Here is a 19,965-nt window from a genome sequence, read left to right on the forward strand (position 1 = left end):
CGGGTTTTTTGAAACCTTATTTAGAACCCTGTGCCAAGATGGTCCACAGGGCAGAATTCCTCGGGCGGGCAGTCACACCAGTCATGACAGGTTCCATACTCATAGTCGATGACGATCCGGTGCAACGCCGGCTGCTCGAAGCGGCGGTGACGCGGTTCGGCTACAGCGCAATCGTGGTCGACGGCGGCGCGGCCGCTCTCGACATCCTCGATGGACCCGGCGCCCGCGAGGTGTCGGTGGTCATCCTCGATCTGGTCATGCCCGGTCTCGACGGTATCGGCGTGCTGAAGGCGATGCGCGAGCGCGACATCAACGTGCCGGCGATCGTGCAAACCGCGCAGGGCGGAATCGAGACCGTGGTTTCGGCGATGCGTCATGGCGCCTTCGATTTCGTCGTCAAGCCGGCGTCTCCCGACAGGCTGCAGGCATCGATCGGCAATGCGCTCAAGGTCGAGGCCGTCGAGGGCGAGGTCAAGCGCACATCGCGCCGGCGCGGCGGCCTCCTGACCTTCAAGGACATGATCACGCACAGCCCGGCCATGGACAGGGTGATCCGCCTTGGCCAGAAAGCGGCGGCATCCAACATTCCGATCCTGATCGAGGGCGAGTCCGGCGTCGGCAAGGAACTGGTGGCGCGCGCCATCCAGGGCAGTGGCGACCGCCGCACGAAGCCCTTCGTCACCGTCAATTGCGGCGCCATTCCAGACAATCTGGTCGAATCGATCCTGTTCGGTCACGAGAAGGGCTCGTTCACCGGGGCCACCGACAAGCACACCGGCAAGTTCGTCGAAGCGCATTCGGGCACGCTGTTTCTCGACGAGATCGGCGACCTGCCGCTCGACGTGCAGGTCAAGCTGTTGCGCGCGGTCCAGGACGGCGAGGTCGACCCTGTCGGTGGGCGCTCGACCGTCAGGGTCGACATCAGGCTGATTTCGGCGACGCACCGCAACCTCCTGCAGCAGGTCAAGGACGGCAAGTTCCGCGAGGATCTGTTCTACCGGCTGAACGTCTATCCGATCTTCGTGCCGCCGCTGCGCGACCGCCGCGACGACATCCCGTATCTGGTCACCCATTTCATGGAGAAGGTCGCGCCGGCCGACCCGCACCGTCGCCTGCAAGGTATTTCGGCGGCAGCGCTCGCCGTGCTGCAGGCCTATGACTGGCCCGGAAACATCCGGCAGCTCGAAAACGCCGTCTTTCGCGCCTCGGTGCTTTGCGAAGGCGATGTGCTTGCCGCCGAGGACTTCCCGCAGATCCGGGCGCAAGTGGAAGGCACCGTCAACCTCGATATGGATGGCGACGCGCCGTCGCCGTCCTTGCCTTTGCAGGCGCGCGATGACGAAGCCTTGCCCGGCGAGGGCGGCCCGGCAATCGCGTTCGATCCGCCGGCAAGGCTGCAGCCTCGCTTCGGCACGTTGCGGGCGCTCGACGAGCGCGGCAATGTGCGGGCACTTGCCGATGTCGAACTCGAGATGATCAAGCTTGCCATCGATCACTACAACGGACAGATGAGCGAAGTCGCCCGCCGACTCGGCATCGGCCGCTCGACGCTCTATCGCAAGCTCAAGGAACACGGCATCGATCCGGAGACAGGCCGCGTCGATCGACTAGCCTCCTAAGGGCGATGCCGGGCTGAGCTTTGGCCCGGCTTCCGGCTTTGCCACAAGGCCGGCGCCAGCTTGCAATGCCACAACGGGCCTTGTATCGCCGTTTCGGCGGCATTGTGGCTGTCCCGTGGACAGCTCTGTTCACGCATTAAGGCTAGCGGTAACAGATCGTGTTCGGGGCGAAGGCGAAAATCTTATCTAAACCAGCGGTTTACCAAGAAGCCTTGTGAACAATTTTTGACGGGATATCGCCACGGTGTTACCGCATTTCGGCTTCAATAAGCGATGATTAACCATTAGGATCGATATTCGGGTGTGCTAATGCCACATCCGTTTGGACAAATCCGGGGACAAACGGCAGCCTGCAAGGCCTTTTGATTTGAACAGAATCGAACGACACACAAACAGGCGGCACCATCATTTGAGCGTCTGGCCGAAGTGGCTGGCAGTGTTGGTTGTCGCTTTTGGTTTTGTTGCCGCGGCTGCGAGCGGAGCCAGCGCCGAAACACGGTCGCTGAAGCTGTATCATCTCCACACCCACGAGAAGGCCGAGATCGTCTACAAGCGCAACGGCCGCTACGTTCCCGAGGGTCTCCGCAAGATCAACATCATTTTGCGCGACTGGCGTCGCAACGAGCCGACCAAGATGGATCCGCGCCTGCTGGATCTCGTCTGGGAGGCGTATCGGGAAGCAGGTGCCACGGACTACATCCAGGTCGTGTGCGGCTATCGCTCGCCGTCGACGAACTCGATGCTGCGCAGCCGCAGCAGGGGCGTGGCCGAGAAGAGCCAGCACATGCTCGGCAAGGCGATGGATTTCTATATTCCCGGCGTGCCGCTGAAAAAGCTGCGCAACATCGGCCTCAAGATGCAGGGCGGCGGCGTCGGCTACTATCCGTCATCCGGTTCGCCGTTCGTCCACATGGATGTCGGCAATGTGCGCCATTGGCCCGGTATCAGCCGCCAGGAACTGGTCTCCCTGTTCCCCAATGGCAAGACGCTGCATGTGCCGAACGACGGCAGGCCGCTGCCCGGCTTTGAGCAGGCGCTCGCCTCCTACAAGGCGCGCAAGGGTTCAGGCTCGCCGGCCATCGAGATGGCCAGTGCCGGCGGCAGCAGCAAGAAATCGGGTGGATTCCTGTCGGCTTTCTTCGGTGGCGGCGGCGACGACGAGGCCGACGACAGCGCCGATGTCGAGACCGCTTCGGCCGCCCCCCCGCCCAAGGCGAGAAACCTGAAGCCGGCAGCGGCGGCCAAGACCAGCAACCTCCCGGGCATCGCCATCGTGGCGCCGGAGAATGCGCGGCGCGCCGAGATTCCGCAGGTGACCGAACAGCAGGCTCCGGAGCCGGAAGAGGACACGCCGGAGACGATCATCGCGGCATTGCCGGCCCGAAGCATTCCGCTGCCGGATTTCGCACCGCGGCCGAAAGCCGATGTCGGCGCGCAGCAGCCTGAGAATGTTCCCTTCGCGATGGCGGAGGCGACAGCCACCACCGAGCAGGCCGTGGCGACCGCGCATGCGCCGGCGAGCGTTCCTTTCGGCATGGCCGATGCAACGGCTTCGGCTGATGCGACCCAGGTCGCGGTCAACAACATACCGTTGCCGACATGGCGTCCCGACAATTCGCTGCCGGCCGCTCTGGCTGCGCCGCCCAGCAAGGATGTGCTGATGGCGCTGGCCGAGACGGCCGACCAAGGCAAGACCGCGACCGATGCGTTCTCGGTGCTGCCGACGGCACGGCCCGAGATGGCCAGGCCGGACGCGGTCAAGGCCGTGCTCGACGAGGCCAATGCCCAGGTCGGTGCGGCCGATTACCAGCTTGCTTCCTTGTCCGGGTCCGAGCCGCGTTCGGCGTTCAACGATCCGGGCACCAACGCCGCATCACCGCGCGATGCTGTCGTAGCCCGCCCAGTCGGTTCCGATCCGGCCGCCGCGATCGGCGCCGGCGTCAAGACGACCCGCAAGGAATCGAGAGCCACCGCCCGCGACCTGAAGCCAGGCCCCAAGGCCATGGTGGTTGCAGCCGCACCGCAGGCCGCCCGTTGGGCCTTGACCAGCGGCGAGCAGGTCGCCACCGTTTCAAGCGCGACGACGGCGCCGGGTTACGCCTACAGCATCGTGCACACGCCGCCGAGCGAGGTCTACACCGCTGGCTTCCAGCCGAGCAGCCAGGTGGCCGATGCCAATCGCTTCACCGGCAACGCCGTCAAGTTCATGTCGGTAGCCCGCTTCCAGACCAAATGACGGCAAATCAACCGACAAAGCCGCGCCGGGCAACCAGCGCGGCTTTTTGCTGCGTGGCCGGATCCGGTCGCGCGGCCCGCCGGCTTCCGATCACACCGGCCTGACATTGCCGTGATCGTGGAACGCCTCGGGCCGTCAACGGTTTCTCCCTCGTTCGTTCAAACCCGGGGATACCCATGAAGAAGATTCTACTGGCATCGGTCATCGCGTTGGCAACCGCTTCGGCGGCCATCGCCCCTACGCAGGCCGAAACCATTGTCGTCAAGACCCACGATCACATGCACATGAAGAAGCACTGCCGGACCAAGGTTGTCACGACCTGGAAGCATCATCATAGGGTGGTCAGGGAAGTCAGGGTCTGCAACTGATCCAGCCAAGGCAGGCCTGGAAAAAACATCCGGCGGAAACCCGGTCGACGCAAGTCGGCCGGGTTTTTCCATGCCGCCATGAAAGCCTTATTTTGCGAGCTTGCTTGCCGCGCGCGCCAAGGCTTCGATCTCGTCCCATTTGCCGGCCTTGACGAGGTCGTCGGGCGCCACCCAGGAACCGCCGACGCAGACCACGTTGGGCAGGCTGAGATAGTCAGCCGCGTTCTTGGCCGAGATGCCGCCGGTCGGGCAGAATTTCACATCGGCGAGCGGCGAGGCGAAGGCCTTCAGCGAAGCGATGCCGCCCGACTGCTCGGCCGGGAAGAATTTCAGGAAGCGCAAGCCGGCTTCGCGCGCGGCCATGATCTCGCCGGGGGTGATCGCACCGGGCAGCAGCGGAACATCGCTGGCGGCGGCTGCCAACAGAAGCTCGCGGGTGATGCCGGGGCTGACGATGAAGCGCGAGCCCGCGGCGGCAGCCTCTTCGAACTGCCTGGCATCGAGAATGGTGCCGGCGCCGACGATGGCTTCCTCGACTTCACCAGCGACCCGCCGGATCGCTTCCAGCGCGTCGGCGGTCCTCAGCGTGATCTCGATCGCAGGCAGGCCGCCGCGCGCCAGAGCGCGGGCCAGCGGCACGGCATTGGCGACATCGGAGATCTTCAGCACCGGGATGACGGGCTGGCCGTTGAGGAGCGACAGAAGTTTTTCGGTCTTGCTGGGCATGTGTCTCTCCGTGGCGTGGGACAATTCAACCGATTAGCAGAAGGCCGTTTTCCTGTCCACGAAACCGGCCGTGTCGCGATGTCACGCGTCGCCCATACTCGCCAAGCCCAAGTTGACAAGGGTGGCTGCCGGCTCGATGGTGCCGACAGCTTTGGTCCCGGTGGCTTTTCAGGATAGGAATTTTTTCTTGACTCCCTGATCTCAGCTATGGTACAAATTCAGCCATGGTGCAGATTTGCGCCAGTGACCCGCCGAACAGGATGCCTGCTTTGCCTTGAATCGGCTTGCTCGAGCGTCTAGTGGCTTCGGCGATGACATCACTTCCACTCCTTCGCGTCGCCGCGCTCTACCGGTTTGCCCGGCTCGACGCTTTCGAAGAACTGCGCGCGCCGCTCGCCGCATTCTGCTGCGGGCGCGGCATAAAGGGCACGCTGCTGCTGGCGCATGAAGGCATCAACGGCACCGTCGCCGGCAGCGAGACGGCAATTGCCGAACTGATCGCGTATCTCGAAGCCATCGAAGGGCTTGCCGGACTCGAGGTCAAGTACAGCGCGGCCGCGGACATGCCGTTCCATCGCATGAAGGTGCGGCTGAAGCGCGAGATCGTCACCATGGGTGTCGATGACATCGATCCTTCGAAAAGTGCCGGCACCTACGTCGCGCCGGCCGACTGGAACGCTCTGATTTCGCAGCCCGGCACTGTCATCATCGACACGCGCAACGCCTATGAGGTGTCGATCGGCACGTTCAAGGGTGCGATCGACCCAGCCACCGCAAGTTTTCGCGAGTTCCCGGCCTGGGTGGAAACGCACCGGGCGGAGCTCGAAGGCCGCAAGGTGGCGATGTTCTGCACCGGCGGCATACGGTGCGAAAAGGCGACCGCCTATGTCAAATCGCTCGGCTTCGAGGATGTCTTCCATCTCAAGGGCGGTATCCTCAAATACCTCGAAGAGGTTCCGGCCGAACAGAGCCTCTGGCAAGGCGAGTGCTTCGTCTTCGACGAGCGGGTTTCGGTGTCGCACGGCCTTGCCGAGGGCGACGCGGAACTGTGCCGCGCCTGCCGCCACCCGCTAACGCCGGGCGAGCTGACGTCGCCCAAATTCGCTGCCGGTATTTCGTGCCCGCATTGCTTCGATGCGCGTTCGGACGAGGACCGCCAGCGTTATGCCGAGCGCCAGCGCCAGGTCGAGCTTGCGCAGGCGCGGGGCAGGGGGCCGCATATCGGCTCCTGATCCAGCATCGTGCTGCTGCAAAGCTGCTGCCTGTCATTGCAATGTCAAGTTTCGGGACCTACGTCTTCGACGTTCGAAACCCGCCCGTTGGCCGGGCAAATCCTGGAGGCACTGAATGTTCGATCCCAAGAAGCTTCTCGACGATCTGCTCGGCTCGCAAATCCCCGGCACCAGCGGCACTGTTCGCGACAAGGCGGGGCAGGCCGTGCAGATGGCCAAGGACAATCCGCTGGCCGCCGGTGCGCTGGCCGCGGTGCTGCTCGGAACCGGTACTGGCCGCAACGTGACGGGCGCCGCGGTGAAGCTTGGCGGACTGGCCGCAATCGGCGGCCTCGCCTACAAGGCCTACCAGAATTACAAGGCCGGCAACGCGCCCGCAGAAGCACCGGCGGCCGGCCAACCGGAATTGCTGCCGCCGCCCAAGGATACCCCCTTCCACCCGTCGCAGGCGCCGCAAGGCGAGGACGAATTCACGCTGACCCTGGTGCGGGCGATGATCTCGGCGGCGAAAGCCGATGGCCATATCGACGATGAAGAGCGCCAGAAGATCGCCGGCAAGCTCAGCCTGGCCGGCATAGGCTCCGATGCCGAAAAGTTCCTGATGGCGGAGCTGGCAAGCCCGCTCGACCTCGACACGCTGGTGGCCGGCGCCAAGACCGATGCGCAGAAGCTCGAACTCTACACGGCGTCGCGCCTGACCATCGATCCCGACACACGCGCCGAGCGCGGTTATCTCGATCTGCTCGCCGGTCGGCTCGGCCTGCCGGACGCGCTGGTCGACCATGTCGAGGCGACGGTTTCGGCGGCCAAGGTGCCGGCCAAGGCCGGGACGTCACCCAATCCGCGCTGGTAGGCCAAAACGGAACAGGGGGCACTTTCCGGGTTAACCGCTCATTAACCCAGCAAGCGCATCATTCAACACAGTCGGATCGGCTTTTCCTCCTCCCAAGCCCGGTTCAGATCAGGGGCGGTCGCCAATGGCCGCCCTTTTTGTCGGTCCGGCCGGATGGACACGCTTGCCATCGCCGCCGTCATTTGCGATGCCTTCCTTTTCGAGCCAACCCCCCAAAATCAGTCGAGCAAGCGCAGCGCTGCCGGAGGACAATAGCCATGACCGAGCAAAGAACCGCCATCGTCACCGGGGCCGGCACGGGCATCGGCAAGAGCGTCGCCACGGCGCTGCTCAAGGCCGGCTGGAACACGGTGTTCTGCGGACGCCGCAAATCCGTGCTGGATGCAGCCGTGGCTGAGGCCGGGTCCACCGGCGCCAAGGCCCTGGCGGTTGCCTGCGATATCAGCAAGGCAGGCGAGGTCGACGATCTGTTCGAGACCGTGGCGGCGGCCTTCGGCCGTGTCGACCTGCTCTTCAACAATGCCGGCATGGGCTACAAATCGACGCCGATCGACGAGATACCGGTCGAAGTGTGGAACGATATCGTCGGCGTCAACCTCACCGGTTCGTTCCTGTGCGCCCGTGCCGCCTTTGGCGCCATGCGCAAGCAGAAGCCGATGGGTGGCCGCATCATCAACAACGGTTCGGTGTCGGCCTATGCGCCGCGCCCAGGCTCGGTGCCCTACACGGCGACCAAGCATGCCATCACCGGACTGACCAAGACGCTGGCGCTCGACGGCCGGCCCTATGACATCGCCTGCGGCCAGATCGACATCGGCAATGCGCTGACCGACATGGCGCAGCCGATGACGGTCGGTGTGCCGCAGGCCAATGGCTCGATCGCAGCCGAAGCGGTGATGGATGTTCAGCGCGTCGCCGACGCCGTCGTCCACATGGCCAGCCTGCCGCTCGACGCCAACGTGCTGTTCATGACCGTGATGGCGACCAAGATGCCGTTTGTCGGGCGTGGGTGAGCAGCCCGGTTCGCGTAAGCGAATTCATCGTGCCAGTGGCACGATGAAAGGCCGGCGAACGCTGGGACGCTGCGAAGCAGCGGGGACCCAGCCGGATGGTTTTATTTCCCGGCCAGCGGCACGCCGGGCTTGAACAGCAGAATGGGCCTGATCTCGTAAACGGCGGTGGGATTGACGCGGCGAAGGTCGCGGGCGATCGCGATGGCCTCGTCTCGCGTGGCGCAGTCGACGACATAGAGCCCGAGCAACTGTTCCTTGGTTTCGGCGAACGGACCGTCGATGATCACACCGTCGCCCGGGCCGCGCAGGGTGATGGCATCCTGTGTCGCGCCCAGACGCGCGGACGGTCCAAGCGTGCCCTCCTCATGAAGCCGGGTGTTGATCTTCAGCAGGTCGGCCATAAGTGCTGCATCTTCCTGCGGCGTCAGCGCCTTGATCGCATCTTCCACGTGATAGGCAAGGATTGCGTAGAACATTTTATGTCACCTGCTTCGATCCTGATCCAGGGAGCGTAGCGGTTCCCGACACGCCCGCCCAGCCTTGGCCGTGCGTGTCCGGACAGATCATGACACCATCATGGTCGCCAGCCGCAACCATCCGGAAAGAGGCCACCGGCCCGCTTTCAAACCTACTTCGCCAGGAACGCTCCGATCCGCTCCAGTGCGCGCAAGATGTTCTCCTCGGAATTGGCGTAGGAGAGCCTGATATAGCCTTCGCCGAGAATGCCGAAATCGGGGCCGCCGATCAGCGCCACGCCGGCCTCGTCGAGCAGCGCCGAGGCGAGCTTCTTGGCCTTCCAGCCGGTCTTCGAGACGTTGGGGAAGGCGTAGAACGCGCCCTTGGGCGTGATGCAGGATATGTTGGGCAGGGCGTTCAGTCCCTCGACGACGATCTTCCGGCGGCGGTCGAAGGCGCGCATCATCTCGTCGACGTCGTCCTGCGGGCCGTCGATGGCGGCGATGCCGGCAAACTGGCTCGGCGCGTTGACGCAGGACCAGCAATTGACCGCCAGCTTGCGCACCTTGTCGTAGAGATGGGCGCCCTTGTCGCCATTCGGCCAGATCGACCAGCCCATGCGCCAGCCGGTCATCGCCCAGGTCTTCGACCAGCCATTGAGCACGATCAGCCGGTCGCGGATTTCGGGAAAGCCGAGCAGCGAGCAATGCGTCTCGCCATCATAGGTCATGACGTCGTAGATCTCGTCGGAGAGGATGGCGACCTGCGGATGCGCCTCCAGCCCCTTGACCAGTTTCTCGATCTCGGCGCGAGGCGTGACGCCGCCGGTCGGATTGGCGGGCGAGTTGAGGATCAGCAGCCTGGTCTTCGAGGTGATCAGCGCCAGCGTCTCCTCGGCCGAGAAGGCAAAGCCGTTTTCTTCGCGCATCGGCACGGGAATGGGTGCCGCACCCGTGAACTCGATCATCGAGCGGTAGATGGGAAAGCCGGGGTCCGGGTAGAGGATCTCGGCGCCGGGCTCGCCGAACATCAGGATCGCGGCGAACATGGTCGGCTTGCCGCCGGGCAGGATCATCACCGTTTCGGGCGATATCTCGACACCGGTGGTGGTCAGCGTGCGGCGCACCACCGCCTCGCGCGTCGCCAGCAGGCCATTGGCCGGCGTGTAGCCGTGATGGCCGTCGCGCAGCGCCTTGATCGCCGCCTCGACGATGTGCTGCGGCGTCTTGAAGTCGGGCTGGCCGATGCCGAGATTGACGATGTCGCGGCCTTGTTGGGCAAGTGCTGTGGCCTTCGCAAGCACGGCGAAGGCGTTTTCCTCGCCAAGGCGGTCGAAGGCCGAAATCGTGTGGAGCATTTTTCCCGTCCGTGTGGTTCTTGCTGTTGGGTCGCGTTTTTGTGAGCCTCAGCCCGCAAAAGTCAAACGGATTGGAGCATTCGGTGTCGGAAAATCTGAAGGATTGGCAACCGCGTCCGCGGCCCGAACGCAAGACCATCGACGGTCGATACGTCCGGCTTGAACCGCTGAGCGCTGCAAAACACGGCGACGGCCTCTATGAAGCGTCCTCCGTGTCCGATATCGACGACCGCTTCGCCTGGTTGCCCGACTATCCGCCGGAGACCCGCGCCGCCTTCCAGCCATGGCTGGACAAAGTCGAAGCCAGCGAGGATCCGCTGTTCTTCACCGTCATCGACAAGGCCAGCGGCAAGGTCGCCGGACGCCAGACGCTGATGCGCATCGATCCGGCCTACGGCGTCATCGAGATCGGCAACATCTATTGGGGACCGCTCATCTCGCGCAAGCCGGGAGCAACCGAAGCGCAGTTCCTGTTCATGAAATACATCTTCGACGGGCTCGGCTATCGCCGCTACGAATGGAAGTGCAACAACCGCAACGAGCCATCGAAGCGGGCCGCCGAGCGGTTCGGCTTCAAGTTCGAAGGCATTTTCCGCCAGCATCTCATCGTCAAGGGTGAAAACCGCGACACTGCGTGGTATTCGATCATCGACAAGGAGTGGCCGGCGCTGCGCAGTGCCTATGAGGCGTGGCTCGATCCGGCCAATTTCGATGGCGACGGCCGGCAGAAGCGACGGCTCGAGGATTTTCGCGCGGAATTCGGCGCTTAGGAGTTCACTATTGGCACATACCCACGATCACACTGGGCACGGTCACGGCCCTGGTCATGTGCATGGCTCGACCGACAAGAAACGCGTTCTGATCGCAGCCTGCCTGACCGGCGGCTTCATGGTCGCCGAGGCGCTTGGCGGCATCCTCACGGGCTCGCTGGCGCTGCTGGCCGATGCCGGCCACATGCTCGCCGATTCGATCGCGCTCGGCCTTGCCTGGTATGCGTTTCATCTTGGCGGCCGGCCGGCGACCGTTCGCCTCACCTATGGCTTCGGCCGGGTCAAGACGCTGGTGGCCTATACCAACGGCATCGCCATCTTCGTCATCGCGCTGTGGATCGTCTATGAGGCCTGGGGACGCCTGCAGGCGCCGGCGCCGGTGCTTGGCGGGCCGATGCTGGTGGTGGCGATCCTCGGCCTGCTGGTGAACCTCGGCTCGTTCTTCGTGCTGCATGGCGGCGACCGCGAGAGCCTGAACATGCGCGGCGCCATTCTGCATGTGCTTGGCGACCTGCTCGGCTCGGCCGCCGCCATCGTTGCGGCGCTGGTCATTCTGGCGACCGGCTGGACGCCGATCGACCCGATCCTGTCGGTCCTGGTTTCACTGCTGATCCTCTACACGGCGTGGTCGCTGATGCGGGAGGCCGCCCATGTCCTGCTCGAGGGCGTGCCGCCAAGCCTCGACCGAGATCTGATCGCCAGCGATATCGAGGCGACCATCCAGGGCGTGCGCGAAGTGCACCACATGCATGTCTGGTCGCTCGACGGGACCAGCAACATGGCGACGCTGCATGCCTGTCTCGACGAGGGCGTCGATGCGCATCAGGCGGTGAGTGCCGTCAAGAAGCGGCTTGCCAGCGAGCACGGCATCAGCCATGCCACCGTGGAACCGGAATTCGGCCAATGCGCCGACGATGGCGACGAGCACGACCACGGGCACGAGCATGAAGCGGCTGCATATCACGACCACCATCACTAGGACCGGATCGATCGATGTCGATCGTCCTGCCTCAGGAGTTGCAAAACCTTGAAAACCAGCTTGACGAACGCCCATCCTCCGGACGCGGCATGATGGACCGCGACACCAGGAACGCGGTCATCGCCGCCGCGTGGATCATGCTGCTGTTCGGTATAGGCGCCTACTATCTGCCGACCGTGATGCTGGCACTCGGCAGCCTTTCCACTGTGCTGGCCGGCGCCTTTGGCATCGTCTTCGTGCTGGCGTTCTTCTCGGTGTTCTGGCTGCGCGCCCGCAACCAGCGCAAAAACCAGGGTAAATAGGCAAGGGATTTTCGACATGCGCATTCTGATCACTGGCGCCGCGGGTATGGTCGGCCGCAAGCTCATCGCCCGGCTGGCCAAGGACGGGACGCTGCGCGGGGGCAAGATCACCGCGCTCGATCTCCACGATATCGTGCCGCCACAGGCGCCGAGCCTGGATGGCGTCAGCGTCACGCTGCACACCGGCGATCTCGCCGAAGCGGGTGCCACCGAGCGCCTGGTCGCATCGCGCCCCGACGTCGTGTTCCACCTTGCCGGCATCGTGTCGGGCGAGGCGGAAGCGAATTTCGATCTCGGCTACCGCGTCAATCTCGATGGCACGCGCGCCCTGTTCGATGCCATCCGGGTGGCGGGCTTTGCGCCGCGCGTCGTCTTCACCTCGTCGATCGCGGTGTTCGGCGCGCCGTTCCCGGACGTCATTCCCGATGACTTCCATCCGACGCCGCTGACCTCTTATGGTACCCAGAAGCAGATGAGCGAAGCGCTGCTGGCCGACTATTCCAGGCGCGGGTTCTTCGACGGTATCGGCATCCGGCTGCCGACAATCTGCGTGCGGCCGGGCAAGCCGAACAAGGCGGCGTCCGGCTTCTTCTCGGGCATCATCCGCGAGCCGTTGAGCGGCCATGAGGCGATCCTGCCGGTGCCGCGCTCGGTCGTGCACACGCATGCCAGCCCGCGCTCGGCGGTGAACTTCCTGATCCATGCGGCGGGGATCGACGGCAGCGCTGTCGGGCCACGCCGCAATCTGACGATGCCCGGCGTCGCCGTCACCGTCGGCGAGCAGATCGAGGCGCTGGAACGCATCGCCGGGCCGAAGGCGGTAAGCCTGATCCGCGAGGTTCCGGATGACACGATCTGGGCGATCGTCAAGGGCTGGCCGACGCGCTTCGAGGCAAAGCGGTCGCGGGAGCTCGGCTTCAGCGCCGAAAAGAGTTTTGACGAGATCATCCGCGCTCACATCGAGGATGAGCTCGGCGGCAAGATCGCGGGTTAAACTCCGACCCTCGTGGCGTCGGGCATCATCCGCCGCTCGCCAGGCTTGCCGACAGCAGCAGCAGTCCGAACAGGAACACGAAGGCGGCGCCGCCGATCTCGACGATCGAGTGGATGCGGTTGCCCATGCGGCCGTCGCCGGCGAAATAGACCGCCCAGTTCTTGGCGGTCACCGCCAGCGTCGCCAGTGCCGAAACGGTGATGGCGGTGCCCAGCGACATTGCCAGCACCGACAGCAGGCCGCCGAGCCAGAGGCCGTTGAGCAGGGCGAAGCTGAGCACGATCAGCGCGCCGGAGCAGGGGCGGATGCCGACCGCCGCCACCGCTGTCCAGGCCGTGCGCCAGTCGAAGCGGTCGCCTGACAGCAGCGCCGGATCGGGTGCGTGCGAATGGCCGCAGGTGTCGCAGACTTCGCCGGCCGCGTGATCGTGATGAGCATGATCGTGTTCGGCATGATCGTGATGATCGTGATGATCGTGCGAAGGGCCGTGCACATGGTCATGCGCGTGCAGCGCGTGCGAATGGGCATGCGCCGAATGGCTGTGAGCTGCATGGGAATGGCCGGCATGCGAATGCGCGCCGTGCGAATGACCCCCATGAGAATGACCCCCATGAGAATGACCGGCGTGAGAATGGCCGGCATGAGCCGCCGACAGGCTGTAGGCCGGGCCCTTGCCGAACAGACGCAGGACGGCGGGGCCGAGTTTGCGCCACAGCAGCCAGGCGCCGAACAGGGTGACGAAGACAAAGCTCATGATCTCCATGAACCAGGCTGCGTCCGTCATCGAGACGGAGGTGCCGCGCAGGACGAAATAGGCGACCCCCATCACCGCGACCGCGGTCAGGCCCTGCAGCAGCGCCGAGACGAAGGACAAGAGGATGCCGCGCCGCAACGCCACTTCATAGGCCACCATGTAGGACGAGATCACCGCCTTGCCGTGACCGGGGCCGGCGGCATGGAAAATACCGTAGGCGAAGGACAGGCCGACGAGTATCCAGATCTTGCTGCCGTCCTGGCGCATCGCCTTCATCGCCGTTGCCAGCGCGCGGTAGAATTCCTGCTGCCTGAGATTGATCCACATCAGGATATGGGCGAACGGGCCGGTGGTGGGCGCCATGCCGTCATTGACGCCGATGCCGAGCGAACTCTGGGCATGAGCCGCGTCGGCGAAATGCATCATGGCGACTGTGAGGGCCAACAGGCCGAATGCCAAACGCAGGGACGGTTTCGTCACCGGCTTCATCCTTCTGGCTGACAGGTCAGTTCGAGCTTGGTGGCGAAGATCTTGCTCATATCGGTGCCGGTCGGATCGTTGAAAAAGGCATCGGTGAGGGTCTTCTGGTTTTCCTTGATGGCCTCGTCGGGGTCGGGACGGACCACCTTGCTGGTGCAGTTCGAGGGCAGGCCTTCGACCGTGATGTTGGAGTCCTCGGTGAAGTCGATCGCCGTGTAGAATGTCGGATCGTAGACGCCGATATCGATTTTGCCGTTGAGCTTGATCGGCAGCTTCGGTTCGGACTCGAACAGGATGATCAGCTGGTCGTTGTCGAAATTGGCCATCAGATGCGGCGGCGGCGTCATCGCCACGTCCTTGCCGTCGACGGTGACGAGCTGGAAGTAATTGAACTCCGCCAACGAGGCATGAACGGTGTCGGCGACTTCCTTCAGCTCCTTGTCGTCGAGCTTCAGGTCGGAGTTCTTGTCGAATTCCATCATCACCGTCGAGGAAAACAGATCGTCGAAGCGCCAGAGATGACGCAGAGCCTTCACGCTTTGGTGATCCGGGGAGAGGATCACATCGAGGCGAGCCTCGGCGAAGACGTGTGGATGCACGTAAGCGGGTCCAGTGGCGGCAAAGCTAGCCGCCAAGGCCGAAGCCAGCATGATTGCGTGCCGTTTCAGGTGCATTCTCGGTCGCGATTCCCTAGGCTTCGGAAGAGTTGCCGAGAGTTACCAGAAAGGGGGCGAAATTGGGACCGCTGCTCGGCTGAAGTGGGTCAGGCAACTTCACGCGTCCTGAACCACTGCACCAGGAAGTCGACGAAAACGCGGACCTTGGCCGGCAGATAGCGGCGGTGCGGGTAGACGGCGAAGATGCCGCCGCCCGACAGGATACGGTCATCTATCACCGACACCAGCCGGCCGCTCGCGAGGTCGGGCGCGGCAATGAAATCCGGCAGGACGGTGAATCCCAGCCCGGACACGGCCGCGGCTCTCGCCGTCATCGGGCTGTTGACCTCGATCGGACCCGACACCGAAACGCTGACCGGATCGCCATTGTCGCCCTTGAACGGCCAGTTGTTCAGTCCGCGGCCATTGGTGTCGACGATGCAAGGCATGCGGCTGAGATCCTGCGGCCGTGTCGGCGTGCCGTGCTTGGCGATCAGTTCGGGGGAGGCGCAGAGCTTTATCGAAAACGGCGCCAGACGCCTGGCGATCAGCGACGAGTTCTCCAGCCGCGAGATGCGCACCGCAAGGTCGAAGCCTTCCTCGACCAGATCGACGAAGCGGTCGTCGAGCTGGATGTCGAGCACGATGTCGGGATGCTGCTTGGCGAAGTCGATCAGCGACTGGCCGATCGGCGCGTCGGCGAAGGTGCGCGGCGCCGACAGCTTGATCCGGCCGCGCACGTCGCCGGAGGATTCGCGCACCGCGTCGGCCAGGCTGTCGACCTCGCGCACGATCTCCGAGGCGCGCCGGTAATAGGTGTGGCCGGCCTCGGTCATCGAGAACTGGCGCGTGGTGCGGTTGAGCAGCAAAGCGCCGAGTTCGTCCTCCAGCTCGCGCACATATTTCGACAGCAAGGCCTTGGAGCGGCCGATCTTGCGCGCCGCCGCCGAAAAGCCCTCGGCCTCGACCACGTCGATGAAGGCACGCATGCGCGTCAGTGTGTCCATGGTCAGGCCTTTCGTGCCGCGTCGAGAAGTTTCCGGCCGAGCCGTATCAGGGCAATGTCGCTGCCGGAAGGGCCAAGCAGCGACAGGCCGAACGGGGCGCCGGCGACCGAGCCGATGGGCAGTGTGATCTGTGGAAAACCGGACAGGCCGGCCAGGCACAGAAGCTGGAGCGCCCGTTCGCGATAGGCCTGGAACTGCTCCGGCGTGCTGTCCACGTAAGGCGCCGGACCAGGCACCGTCGGCAGGACAAGGAAGCCGTCCTTGCCGAGCAGGGCGCTCAGTTCGCCGCGAAAGGTCAGACGCCGCACCTTCTCGGCCTGCGCTGTCTTGTCGTCGACGGCGCGGCCGAAGCCGAAACGCTCCTCGACGCCGGGGCCGAGGCCGCGCTCGCCGCTGGTGATCCATTCGCCATGCACCGCCCAGGCCTCCCTGGCCTGCAGCCGGCGAAAGCACCAGTAAAGTTCATCGGGAGATGAGGAGAAGCGGATTGCCGGCGTCGCCGGCGCGCCGAAAACCGCGCCCGCCAGCCCCTTCATTCCGGCATATTCGGCCAGCGCCGGGCGGGCGACCAGCCCGTCCAGCCAATCCAGCGCCAGCGGCCGGTCCAACACGTGCTGGTGCGGATCGCGGCCGAGCAGCAGCTTGCCGACGGTCTCGTAGGTCTCGATGTCGTCGGCGAACCAGCCGAACGTGTCGAGGCTCGGCGCCAGCTTCATCGTGCCGTCGAGCGAAATGCGGCCATGCGTGGTGCGCAGCCCGATCAGTCCGCAAAAGCTCGCCGGCGCGCGGATCGAGCCGCCGGTGTCGGAACCAGTGGCGATATCGGCCAGCCTGCCCGCCACCGCCGCCGCCGACCCCGATGAGGAGCCGCCGGTGACGCGGTCGGGTGCCGCCGGGTTCACCGGAAACGAGAAATGCGCATTCTGACCGAATAGCGCGAAGGCGAGCTCGTCGGTCTGCGTCTTGCCGACGAAGCGTGCGCCGGCATCGAGGATCATCTGCACGGCGGGTGCGGTGCGCGAGGCTGCGTGGCTTTCGGCGAATTTTTGCAAATTGCCGCAACCGGTGCGGTAGCCGGCGACGTCGTATATGTCCTTGACGGCCAGCCGCAGGCCGGCCAGCGGGCCGAGCTGGGCATGTGCCACGGGCATCTGGCGAAGATCGAGAAAGGCGTTGAGAGGGCCGTGCGTGCCTGTCATCGTTCGATATCCGGATACGGTTGCCGCAACATTGTTCGACGCCAGAAATTTTACAACCTGCGATACGATTTTTATTGATTGTGAAAGTCTTCGCCCTTATATCGCGCTTGCCCAAAGTCGCACGTGCCTGTGGGTGTCCGCCGATCCTCGAATGGTGAGGGAAATCGGTAAGGTAACTGGAGCCAACCCCTCCAGTCGGTCTAGCGGCCAACCGCCAGCCCGAGGACACCTTGAAGCAACGACGGTGCGGGCCTTTCTGGTGTTCTGCCGGTTGTCCAAAAACCGGGGTTACTGAAGAGGCACACCTTCATTGCCGGCAGTGCGGACGGGTCTCCCATCCAAGCCAAGGCAGACAAAGCGAACCGAGGCCGGGCAAGGCCAAGGTTCACCGCCGCGAGACGGCGCTTCATGGTTCCGGGGTCTCCACCGGCTGGTTCCATGGATTTCCGTCCCGCCTTTGTCCACCGCGAGTTCGCGAGGCCGACAGCCCGCGTCCCGCAGCCTTATTGCGCGCCGAAAGGCGCTGATGGAGAGACCCCGATGGCCACCCAGCGCATCCTTGATTTCCTCGCCACCCGACGTCCGACCGGCCCCTGCCTCGTCGTCGACCTCGATGTCGTGCGCGACAATTTCCGCGCCTTCGAGAAGGCGCTGCCCGATTCCAGGATCTACTATGCGGTGAAAGCAAACCCGGCGCCGGAAATCCTGCGCCTGCTTGCTGCGATGGGCTCGTCCTTCGACACCGCTTCCGTTGCCGAAGTCGAGATGGCGATGGACGCTGGTGCGCCGGCGGACCGCATCTCCTTCGGCAACACCATCAAGAAGGAGCGTGACATCGCACGCGCCTACCAGCTCGGCATCCGCCTGTTCGCCGTCGATTGCGTCGAAGAGGTCGAGAAGATCGCCCGCGTCGCGCCCGGTGCGCGCGTGTTCTGCCGCGTGCTGACCGATGGCGAGGGCGCCGAGTGGCCGCTGTCGCGCAAGTTCGGCTGCGTGCCGGCGATGGCCGTCGACGTGCTGCGCCATGCCAAGGGGCTCGGCCTCGACGCCTATGGCGTGTCGTTCCATGTCGGCTCGCAGCAGACCGACCTGACCGCCTGGGACCGTGCGTTGGCCGACGCCAAGGTGGTGTTCGCGACGCTGGCCGAGGAAGGCATCGTCTTGAAGATGGTCAATATGGGCGGTGGTTTCCCGACGCGCTATCTGCGTGACGTGCCGGCCGCCCAGGCCTATGGCCAGGCGATCTTCTCGGCGCTGCGCAAGCATTTCGGCAATGCCATTCCGGAGACCATCATCGAGCCGGGCCGTGGCATGGTCGGCAATGCCGGCGTCATCAAGTCGGAAGTCGTGCTGATCTCGAAGAAGGCGGCCAACGACAATGTGCGCTGGGTGTTCCTCGACATCGGCAAGTTCGGCGGTCTGGCCGAGACTATGGACGAGGCGATCCGCTACCCGATCGTCACCGCGCATGACGGCACGGAGACCGCACCTTGCGTGCTCGCCGGCCCGACCTGCGATTCGGCCGACGTGATGTACGAGAAGACGCCCTATCCGCTGCCTTTGTCGCTGACCATCGGCGACGAGGTGCTGATCGAAGGCACCGGCGCCTACACGACCACCTACTCGGCGGTCGCCTTCAACGGCTTCGAGCCTCTCCGATCCTACGTGATCTGACGGCGCTTGCTCAGCGCATTTTCGAACGGCGAACCGGACACAACTTCGCCTGAAAATGCGCTGAGAGAGCCGATCAGATCATCCCAGGTGGGCGACTTTCGTCCACCCGGGCTCGCCTGTGGAACAGATCTCCGCTCGCCAGGGATTACGGAAATGGAAATGCCAGTTGAAATTGGGGGCCACGCACCGGCCTTTGTGATGGTTGCCGAAACCGCCGCCGATGTTTCGGCGCGCGAGGCGTTGCTCGATCGGGCCATGGGGCCGAAGCGCAGGAAAAAGTCGTCGGAGAAGCTGCGGCGTGGCCGGCGGCCCTCGGAAGGCCTGGCCTTCGTCGCCCGCGATGGCTCGGGCGGCGTCGCCGGCACCGTGCGGCTGTGGGACGTCAGGCTGGGCGAGGGCGGTGCGGCCGCGCTGCTGCTTGGCCCGCTTGCCGTCGATCCGTCGCTGAAGAACGCCGGCATCGGCTCGGCCCTGATGCGCCATGCCATCGCCGAGGCGGCACGTCTTGGCCATGCCGCGATCCTTCTGGTCGGCGATGCGCCCTATTACGCGCGCTTCGGCTTCTCGGCCGAGAAGACCGGTTCACTTGCCATGCCGGGACCCTATGAGCGGCACCGCCTGCTGGCGCTGGAACTGGTGGAAGGCGCGCTTGACGGCGTGCACGGCACGCTGAGGCCGGCCGGCCGCAAGCTGAAGGCGCAGGAATTGATATCGGCGGCCTGAGATACGAAGCCGCCAGCATTTCATGCAAAAACGCCGCCCGAAAAGGCGGCGTTTTTTCGCGATTGGTGGGCGCCACCTTGGGCGCCTGCATGCCTTCAGCCGATCAGCTGGCTGAGCGCCATGGCAACGGTCATGTCGCCTTCGACCTTTATCTTGCCGGTCATGAACGCCATTGTCGGGTTCAGGTCGCCAGCGATCAGCGAATCGAGATCGTCGAGCGAGAGCTTGATGGTGCAGTCGGTGGGTGCATCGGTGTTCGAGACGGTTGCGCCGTCGATGACGATGACGCCGTCGCTGCCGGTGTCGAATTTCACGGAACGATCGAACCCGCTGCTGGCCACGCGCGACTTGATCTTCTCGGCAATCTCCTGAACGCTCACGCTGTTCTCCTTGTCTGGTTGCATCTGTCTCGCAACGGCGCTTCGATCCAGCCGAAGCCCGTGCCGCGGTTTCGCGATCACGGTCGCTGCCGCATATAGCTTTGGGTTGACGTTTACGTCAACGCGAATTCAGGCGGTTGGTTCCTGCCGTTGCGGCAGGCGAGCCTGGAGGAGGCCGGGAATGCGA

General features: G+C 64.4%; 20 protein-coding genes. 12 read left to right on the forward strand and 8 right to left on the reverse strand.

Features of this window, described 5'->3' with window-relative positions:
• Positions 1 to 83: 83 nt before the first annotated feature.
• The 3 genes from LB519_RS26090 (at position 84) to LB519_RS26100 (ending at position 4,223) form a co-directional block, all read left to right on the forward strand.
• A complete protein-coding gene (locus tag LB519_RS26090; RefSeq protein WP_024502726.1) occupies positions 84 to 1,619 on the forward strand; it encodes a sigma-54-dependent transcriptional regulator in 1,536 nt (511 codons plus the stop codon).
• A gap of 409 nt (positions 1,620 to 2,028) precedes the next feature.
• Positions 2,029 to 3,855, forward strand: a complete 1,827-nt coding sequence (locus LB519_RS26095; RefSeq protein ID WP_224621535.1) for a DUF882 domain-containing protein — start codon at positions 2,029 to 2,031, stop codon at positions 3,853 to 3,855.
• Between the two features lie 176 nt (positions 3,856 to 4,031).
• Positions 4,032 to 4,223 (forward strand): hypothetical protein, encoded by a 192-nt coding sequence (locus tag LB519_RS26100; RefSeq protein WP_013529739.1) that lies wholly within the window; start codon positions 4,032 to 4,034, stop codon positions 4,221 to 4,223.
• A gap of 87 nt (positions 4,224 to 4,310) precedes the next feature.
• On the opposite strand, the gene LB519_RS26105 is transcribed toward LB519_RS26100, so the two are convergent.
• Entirely contained in the window at positions 4,311 to 4,949 is a 639-nt protein-coding gene (locus LB519_RS26105) for a 2-dehydro-3-deoxy-phosphogluconate aldolase (RefSeq protein WP_224621536.1), read from the reverse strand.
• Positions 4,950 to 5,260: 311 nt separating this feature from the next.
• On the opposite strand from LB519_RS26105, the gene LB519_RS26110 reads away from it, so the two are divergent.
• From LB519_RS26110 to LB519_RS26120, 3 genes are all read left to right on the forward strand, one after another.
• Positions 5,261 to 6,181 (forward strand): rhodanese-related sulfurtransferase, encoded by a 921-nt coding sequence (locus tag LB519_RS26110; RefSeq protein WP_013529741.1) that lies wholly within the window; start codon positions 5,261 to 5,263, stop codon positions 6,179 to 6,181.
• Between the two features lie 115 nt (positions 6,182 to 6,296).
• Positions 6,297 to 7,034, forward strand: a complete 738-nt coding sequence (locus tag LB519_RS26115) for a tellurite resistance TerB family protein (protein ID WP_013529742.1) — start codon at positions 6,297 to 6,299, stop codon at positions 7,032 to 7,034.
• Between the two features lie 257 nt (positions 7,035 to 7,291).
• A complete protein-coding gene (locus LB519_RS26120) occupies positions 7,292 to 8,047 on the forward strand; it encodes an SDR family oxidoreductase (protein WP_013529743.1) in 756 nt (251 codons plus the stop codon).
• 101 nt (positions 8,048 to 8,148) lie between these two features.
• Here LB519_RS26120 and LB519_RS26125 read toward each other — a convergent pair whose 3' ends face one another.
• Together LB519_RS26125 and LB519_RS26130 are read right to left on the reverse strand one after the other, a co-directional pair.
• Complete coding sequence (locus LB519_RS26125) at positions 8,149 to 8,523, reverse strand: YciI family protein (RefSeq protein ID WP_013529744.1); 375 nt, start codon at positions 8,521 to 8,523, stop codon at positions 8,149 to 8,151.
• A 152-nt stretch (positions 8,524 to 8,675) separates the two neighbouring features.
• Complete coding sequence (locus LB519_RS26130) at positions 8,676 to 9,860, reverse strand: pyridoxal phosphate-dependent aminotransferase (protein ID WP_013529745.1); 1,185 nt, start codon at positions 9,858 to 9,860, stop codon at positions 8,676 to 8,678.
• A gap of 83 nt (positions 9,861 to 9,943) precedes the next feature.
• Here LB519_RS26130 and LB519_RS26135 point away from each other — a divergent pair, with 83 nt between their 5' ends.
• The 4 genes from LB519_RS26135 to denD all read left to right on the forward strand — a co-directional run bounded on the left by LB519_RS26135 (position 9,944) and on the right by denD (position 12,905).
• On the forward strand, positions 9,944 to 10,630 hold the full coding sequence (locus LB519_RS26135) for a GNAT family N-acetyltransferase (RefSeq protein WP_013529746.1): 687 nt from the start codon (positions 9,944 to 9,946) through the stop codon (positions 10,628 to 10,630).
• A 10-nt stretch (positions 10,631 to 10,640) separates the two neighbouring features.
• Positions 10,641 to 11,609, forward strand: a complete 969-nt coding sequence (locus LB519_RS26140; RefSeq protein ID WP_013529747.1) for a cation diffusion facilitator family transporter — start codon at positions 10,641 to 10,643, stop codon at positions 11,607 to 11,609.
• A gap of 89 nt (positions 11,610 to 11,698) precedes the next feature.
• The gene (locus LB519_RS26145) at positions 11,699 to 11,911 is read left to right on the forward strand and encodes a hypothetical protein (protein ID WP_013529748.1); all 213 of its coding nucleotides are present in this window, start codon (positions 11,699 to 11,701) and stop codon (positions 11,909 to 11,911) included.
• A gap of 16 nt (positions 11,912 to 11,927) precedes the next feature.
• Positions 11,928 to 12,905: a D-erythronate dehydrogenase gene (denD, locus tag LB519_RS26150; protein ID WP_013529749.1), complete on the forward strand. Its 978-nt coding sequence runs from the start codon at positions 11,928 to 11,930 to the stop codon at positions 12,903 to 12,905.
• Between the two features lie 25 nt (positions 12,906 to 12,930).
• On the opposite strand, the gene LB519_RS26155 is transcribed toward denD, so the two are convergent.
• The 4 genes from LB519_RS26155 to LB519_RS26170 all read right to left on the reverse strand — a co-directional run bounded on the left by LB519_RS26155 (position 12,931) and on the right by LB519_RS26170 (position 17,001).
• Positions 12,931 to 14,148: a nickel/cobalt transporter gene (locus LB519_RS26155; protein ID WP_224621537.1), complete on the reverse strand. Its 1,218-nt coding sequence runs from the start codon at positions 14,146 to 14,148 to the stop codon at positions 12,931 to 12,933.
• Entirely contained in the window at positions 14,145 to 14,813 is a 669-nt protein-coding gene (locus LB519_RS26160; RefSeq protein WP_013529751.1) for a DUF1007 family protein, read from the reverse strand. Before LB519_RS26160 ends, LB519_RS26155 begins: the two co-directional genes overlap by 4 nt.
• 89 nt (positions 14,814 to 14,902) lie before the next feature.
• A complete protein-coding gene (locus LB519_RS26165; RefSeq protein ID WP_024502714.1) occupies positions 14,903 to 15,802 on the reverse strand; it encodes a LysR family transcriptional regulator in 900 nt (299 codons plus the stop codon).
• Positions 15,803 to 15,804: 2 nt separating this feature from the next.
• On the reverse strand, positions 15,805 to 17,001 hold the full coding sequence (locus tag LB519_RS26170) for an amidase (RefSeq protein WP_224621538.1): 1,197 nt from the start codon (positions 16,999 to 17,001) through the stop codon (positions 15,805 to 15,807).
• Positions 17,002 to 17,541: 540 nt separating this feature from the next.
• On the opposite strand from LB519_RS26170, the gene odc2 reads away from it, so the two are divergent.
• The gene (gene odc2 / locus LB519_RS26175; protein ID WP_013529754.1) at positions 17,542 to 18,675 is read left to right on the forward strand and encodes an ornithine/lysine decarboxylase; all 1,134 of its coding nucleotides are present in this window, start codon (positions 17,542 to 17,544) and stop codon (positions 18,673 to 18,675) included.
• A gap of 153 nt (positions 18,676 to 18,828) precedes the next feature.
• Positions 18,829 to 19,398 carry a GNAT family N-acetyltransferase gene (locus LB519_RS26180; RefSeq protein ID WP_224621539.1) on the forward strand — a complete coding sequence of 190 codons (570 nt, stop codon included), beginning with the start codon at positions 18,829 to 18,831 and terminating at the stop codon, positions 19,396 to 19,398.
• Between the two features lie 95 nt (positions 19,399 to 19,493).
• Here the strand turns inward: LB519_RS26180 and LB519_RS26185 are convergent, their stop codons facing one another.
• On the reverse strand, positions 19,494 to 19,778 hold the full coding sequence (locus LB519_RS26185) for an SCP2 sterol-binding domain-containing protein (RefSeq protein WP_013529756.1): 285 nt from the start codon (positions 19,776 to 19,778) through the stop codon (positions 19,494 to 19,496).
• Between the last annotated feature and the right edge of the window lie 187 nt (positions 19,779 to 19,965).

It is taken from the genome of Mesorhizobium sp. AD1-1, assembly GCF_020164655.1.
Lineage (GTDB): Bacteria > Pseudomonadota > Alphaproteobacteria > Rhizobiales > Rhizobiaceae > Mesorhizobium > Mesorhizobium ciceri.

What these genes read in the sequence shown, in the direction of transcription:
- LB519_RS26160 (WP_013529751.1), bottom strand. Translation starts at nt 14,813, where the DNA reads ATGCACCTGAAACGGCACGCAATCATGCTGGCTTCGGCCTTGGCGGCT.
- LB519_RS26170 (WP_224621538.1), bottom strand. Translation starts at nt 17,001, where the DNA reads ATGACAGGCACGCACGGCCCTCTCAACGCCTTTCTCGATCTTCGCCAG.
- LB519_RS26145 (WP_013529748.1), top strand. Translation starts at nt 11,699, where the DNA reads ATGATGGACCGCGACACCAGGAACGCGGTCATCGCCGCCGCGTGGATC.
- LB519_RS26165 (WP_024502714.1), bottom strand. Translation starts at nt 15,802, where the DNA reads ATGGACACACTGACGCGCATGCGTGCCTTCATCGACGTGGTCGAGGCC.
- LB519_RS26090 (WP_024502726.1), top strand. Translation starts at nt 84, where the DNA reads ATGACAGGTTCCATACTCATAGTCGATGACGATCCGGTGCAACGCCGG.
- denD (WP_013529749.1), top strand. Translation starts at nt 11,928, where the DNA reads ATGCGCATTCTGATCACTGGCGCCGCGGGTATGGTCGGCCGCAAGCTC.
- LB519_RS26105 (WP_224621536.1), bottom strand. Translation starts at nt 4,949, where the DNA reads ATGCCCAGCAAGACCGAAAAACTTCTGTCGCTCCTCAACGGCCAGCCC.
- odc2 (WP_013529754.1), top strand. Translation starts at nt 17,542, where the DNA reads ATGGCCACCCAGCGCATCCTTGATTTCCTCGCCACCCGACGTCCGACC.
- LB519_RS26120 (WP_013529743.1), top strand. Translation starts at nt 7,292, where the DNA reads ATGACCGAGCAAAGAACCGCCATCGTCACCGGGGCCGGCACGGGCATC.
- LB519_RS26125 (WP_013529744.1), bottom strand. Translation starts at nt 8,523, where the DNA reads ATGTTCTACGCAATCCTTGCCTATCACGTGGAAGATGCGATCAAGGCG.
- LB519_RS26155 (WP_224621537.1), bottom strand. Translation starts at nt 14,148, where the DNA reads ATGAAGCCGGTGACGAAACCGTCCCTGCGTTTGGCATTCGGCCTGTTG.
- LB519_RS26115 (WP_013529742.1), top strand. Translation starts at nt 6,297, where the DNA reads ATGTTCGATCCCAAGAAGCTTCTCGACGATCTGCTCGGCTCGCAAATC.
- LB519_RS26180 (WP_224621539.1), top strand. Translation starts at nt 18,829, where the DNA reads ATGGAAATGCCAGTTGAAATTGGGGGCCACGCACCGGCCTTTGTGATG.
- LB519_RS26110 (WP_013529741.1), top strand. Translation starts at nt 5,261, where the DNA reads ATGACATCACTTCCACTCCTTCGCGTCGCCGCGCTCTACCGGTTTGCC.
- LB519_RS26100 (WP_013529739.1), top strand. Translation starts at nt 4,032, where the DNA reads ATGAAGAAGATTCTACTGGCATCGGTCATCGCGTTGGCAACCGCTTCG.
- LB519_RS26130 (WP_013529745.1), bottom strand. Translation starts at nt 9,860, where the DNA reads ATGCTCCACACGATTTCGGCCTTCGACCGCCTTGGCGAGGAAAACGCC.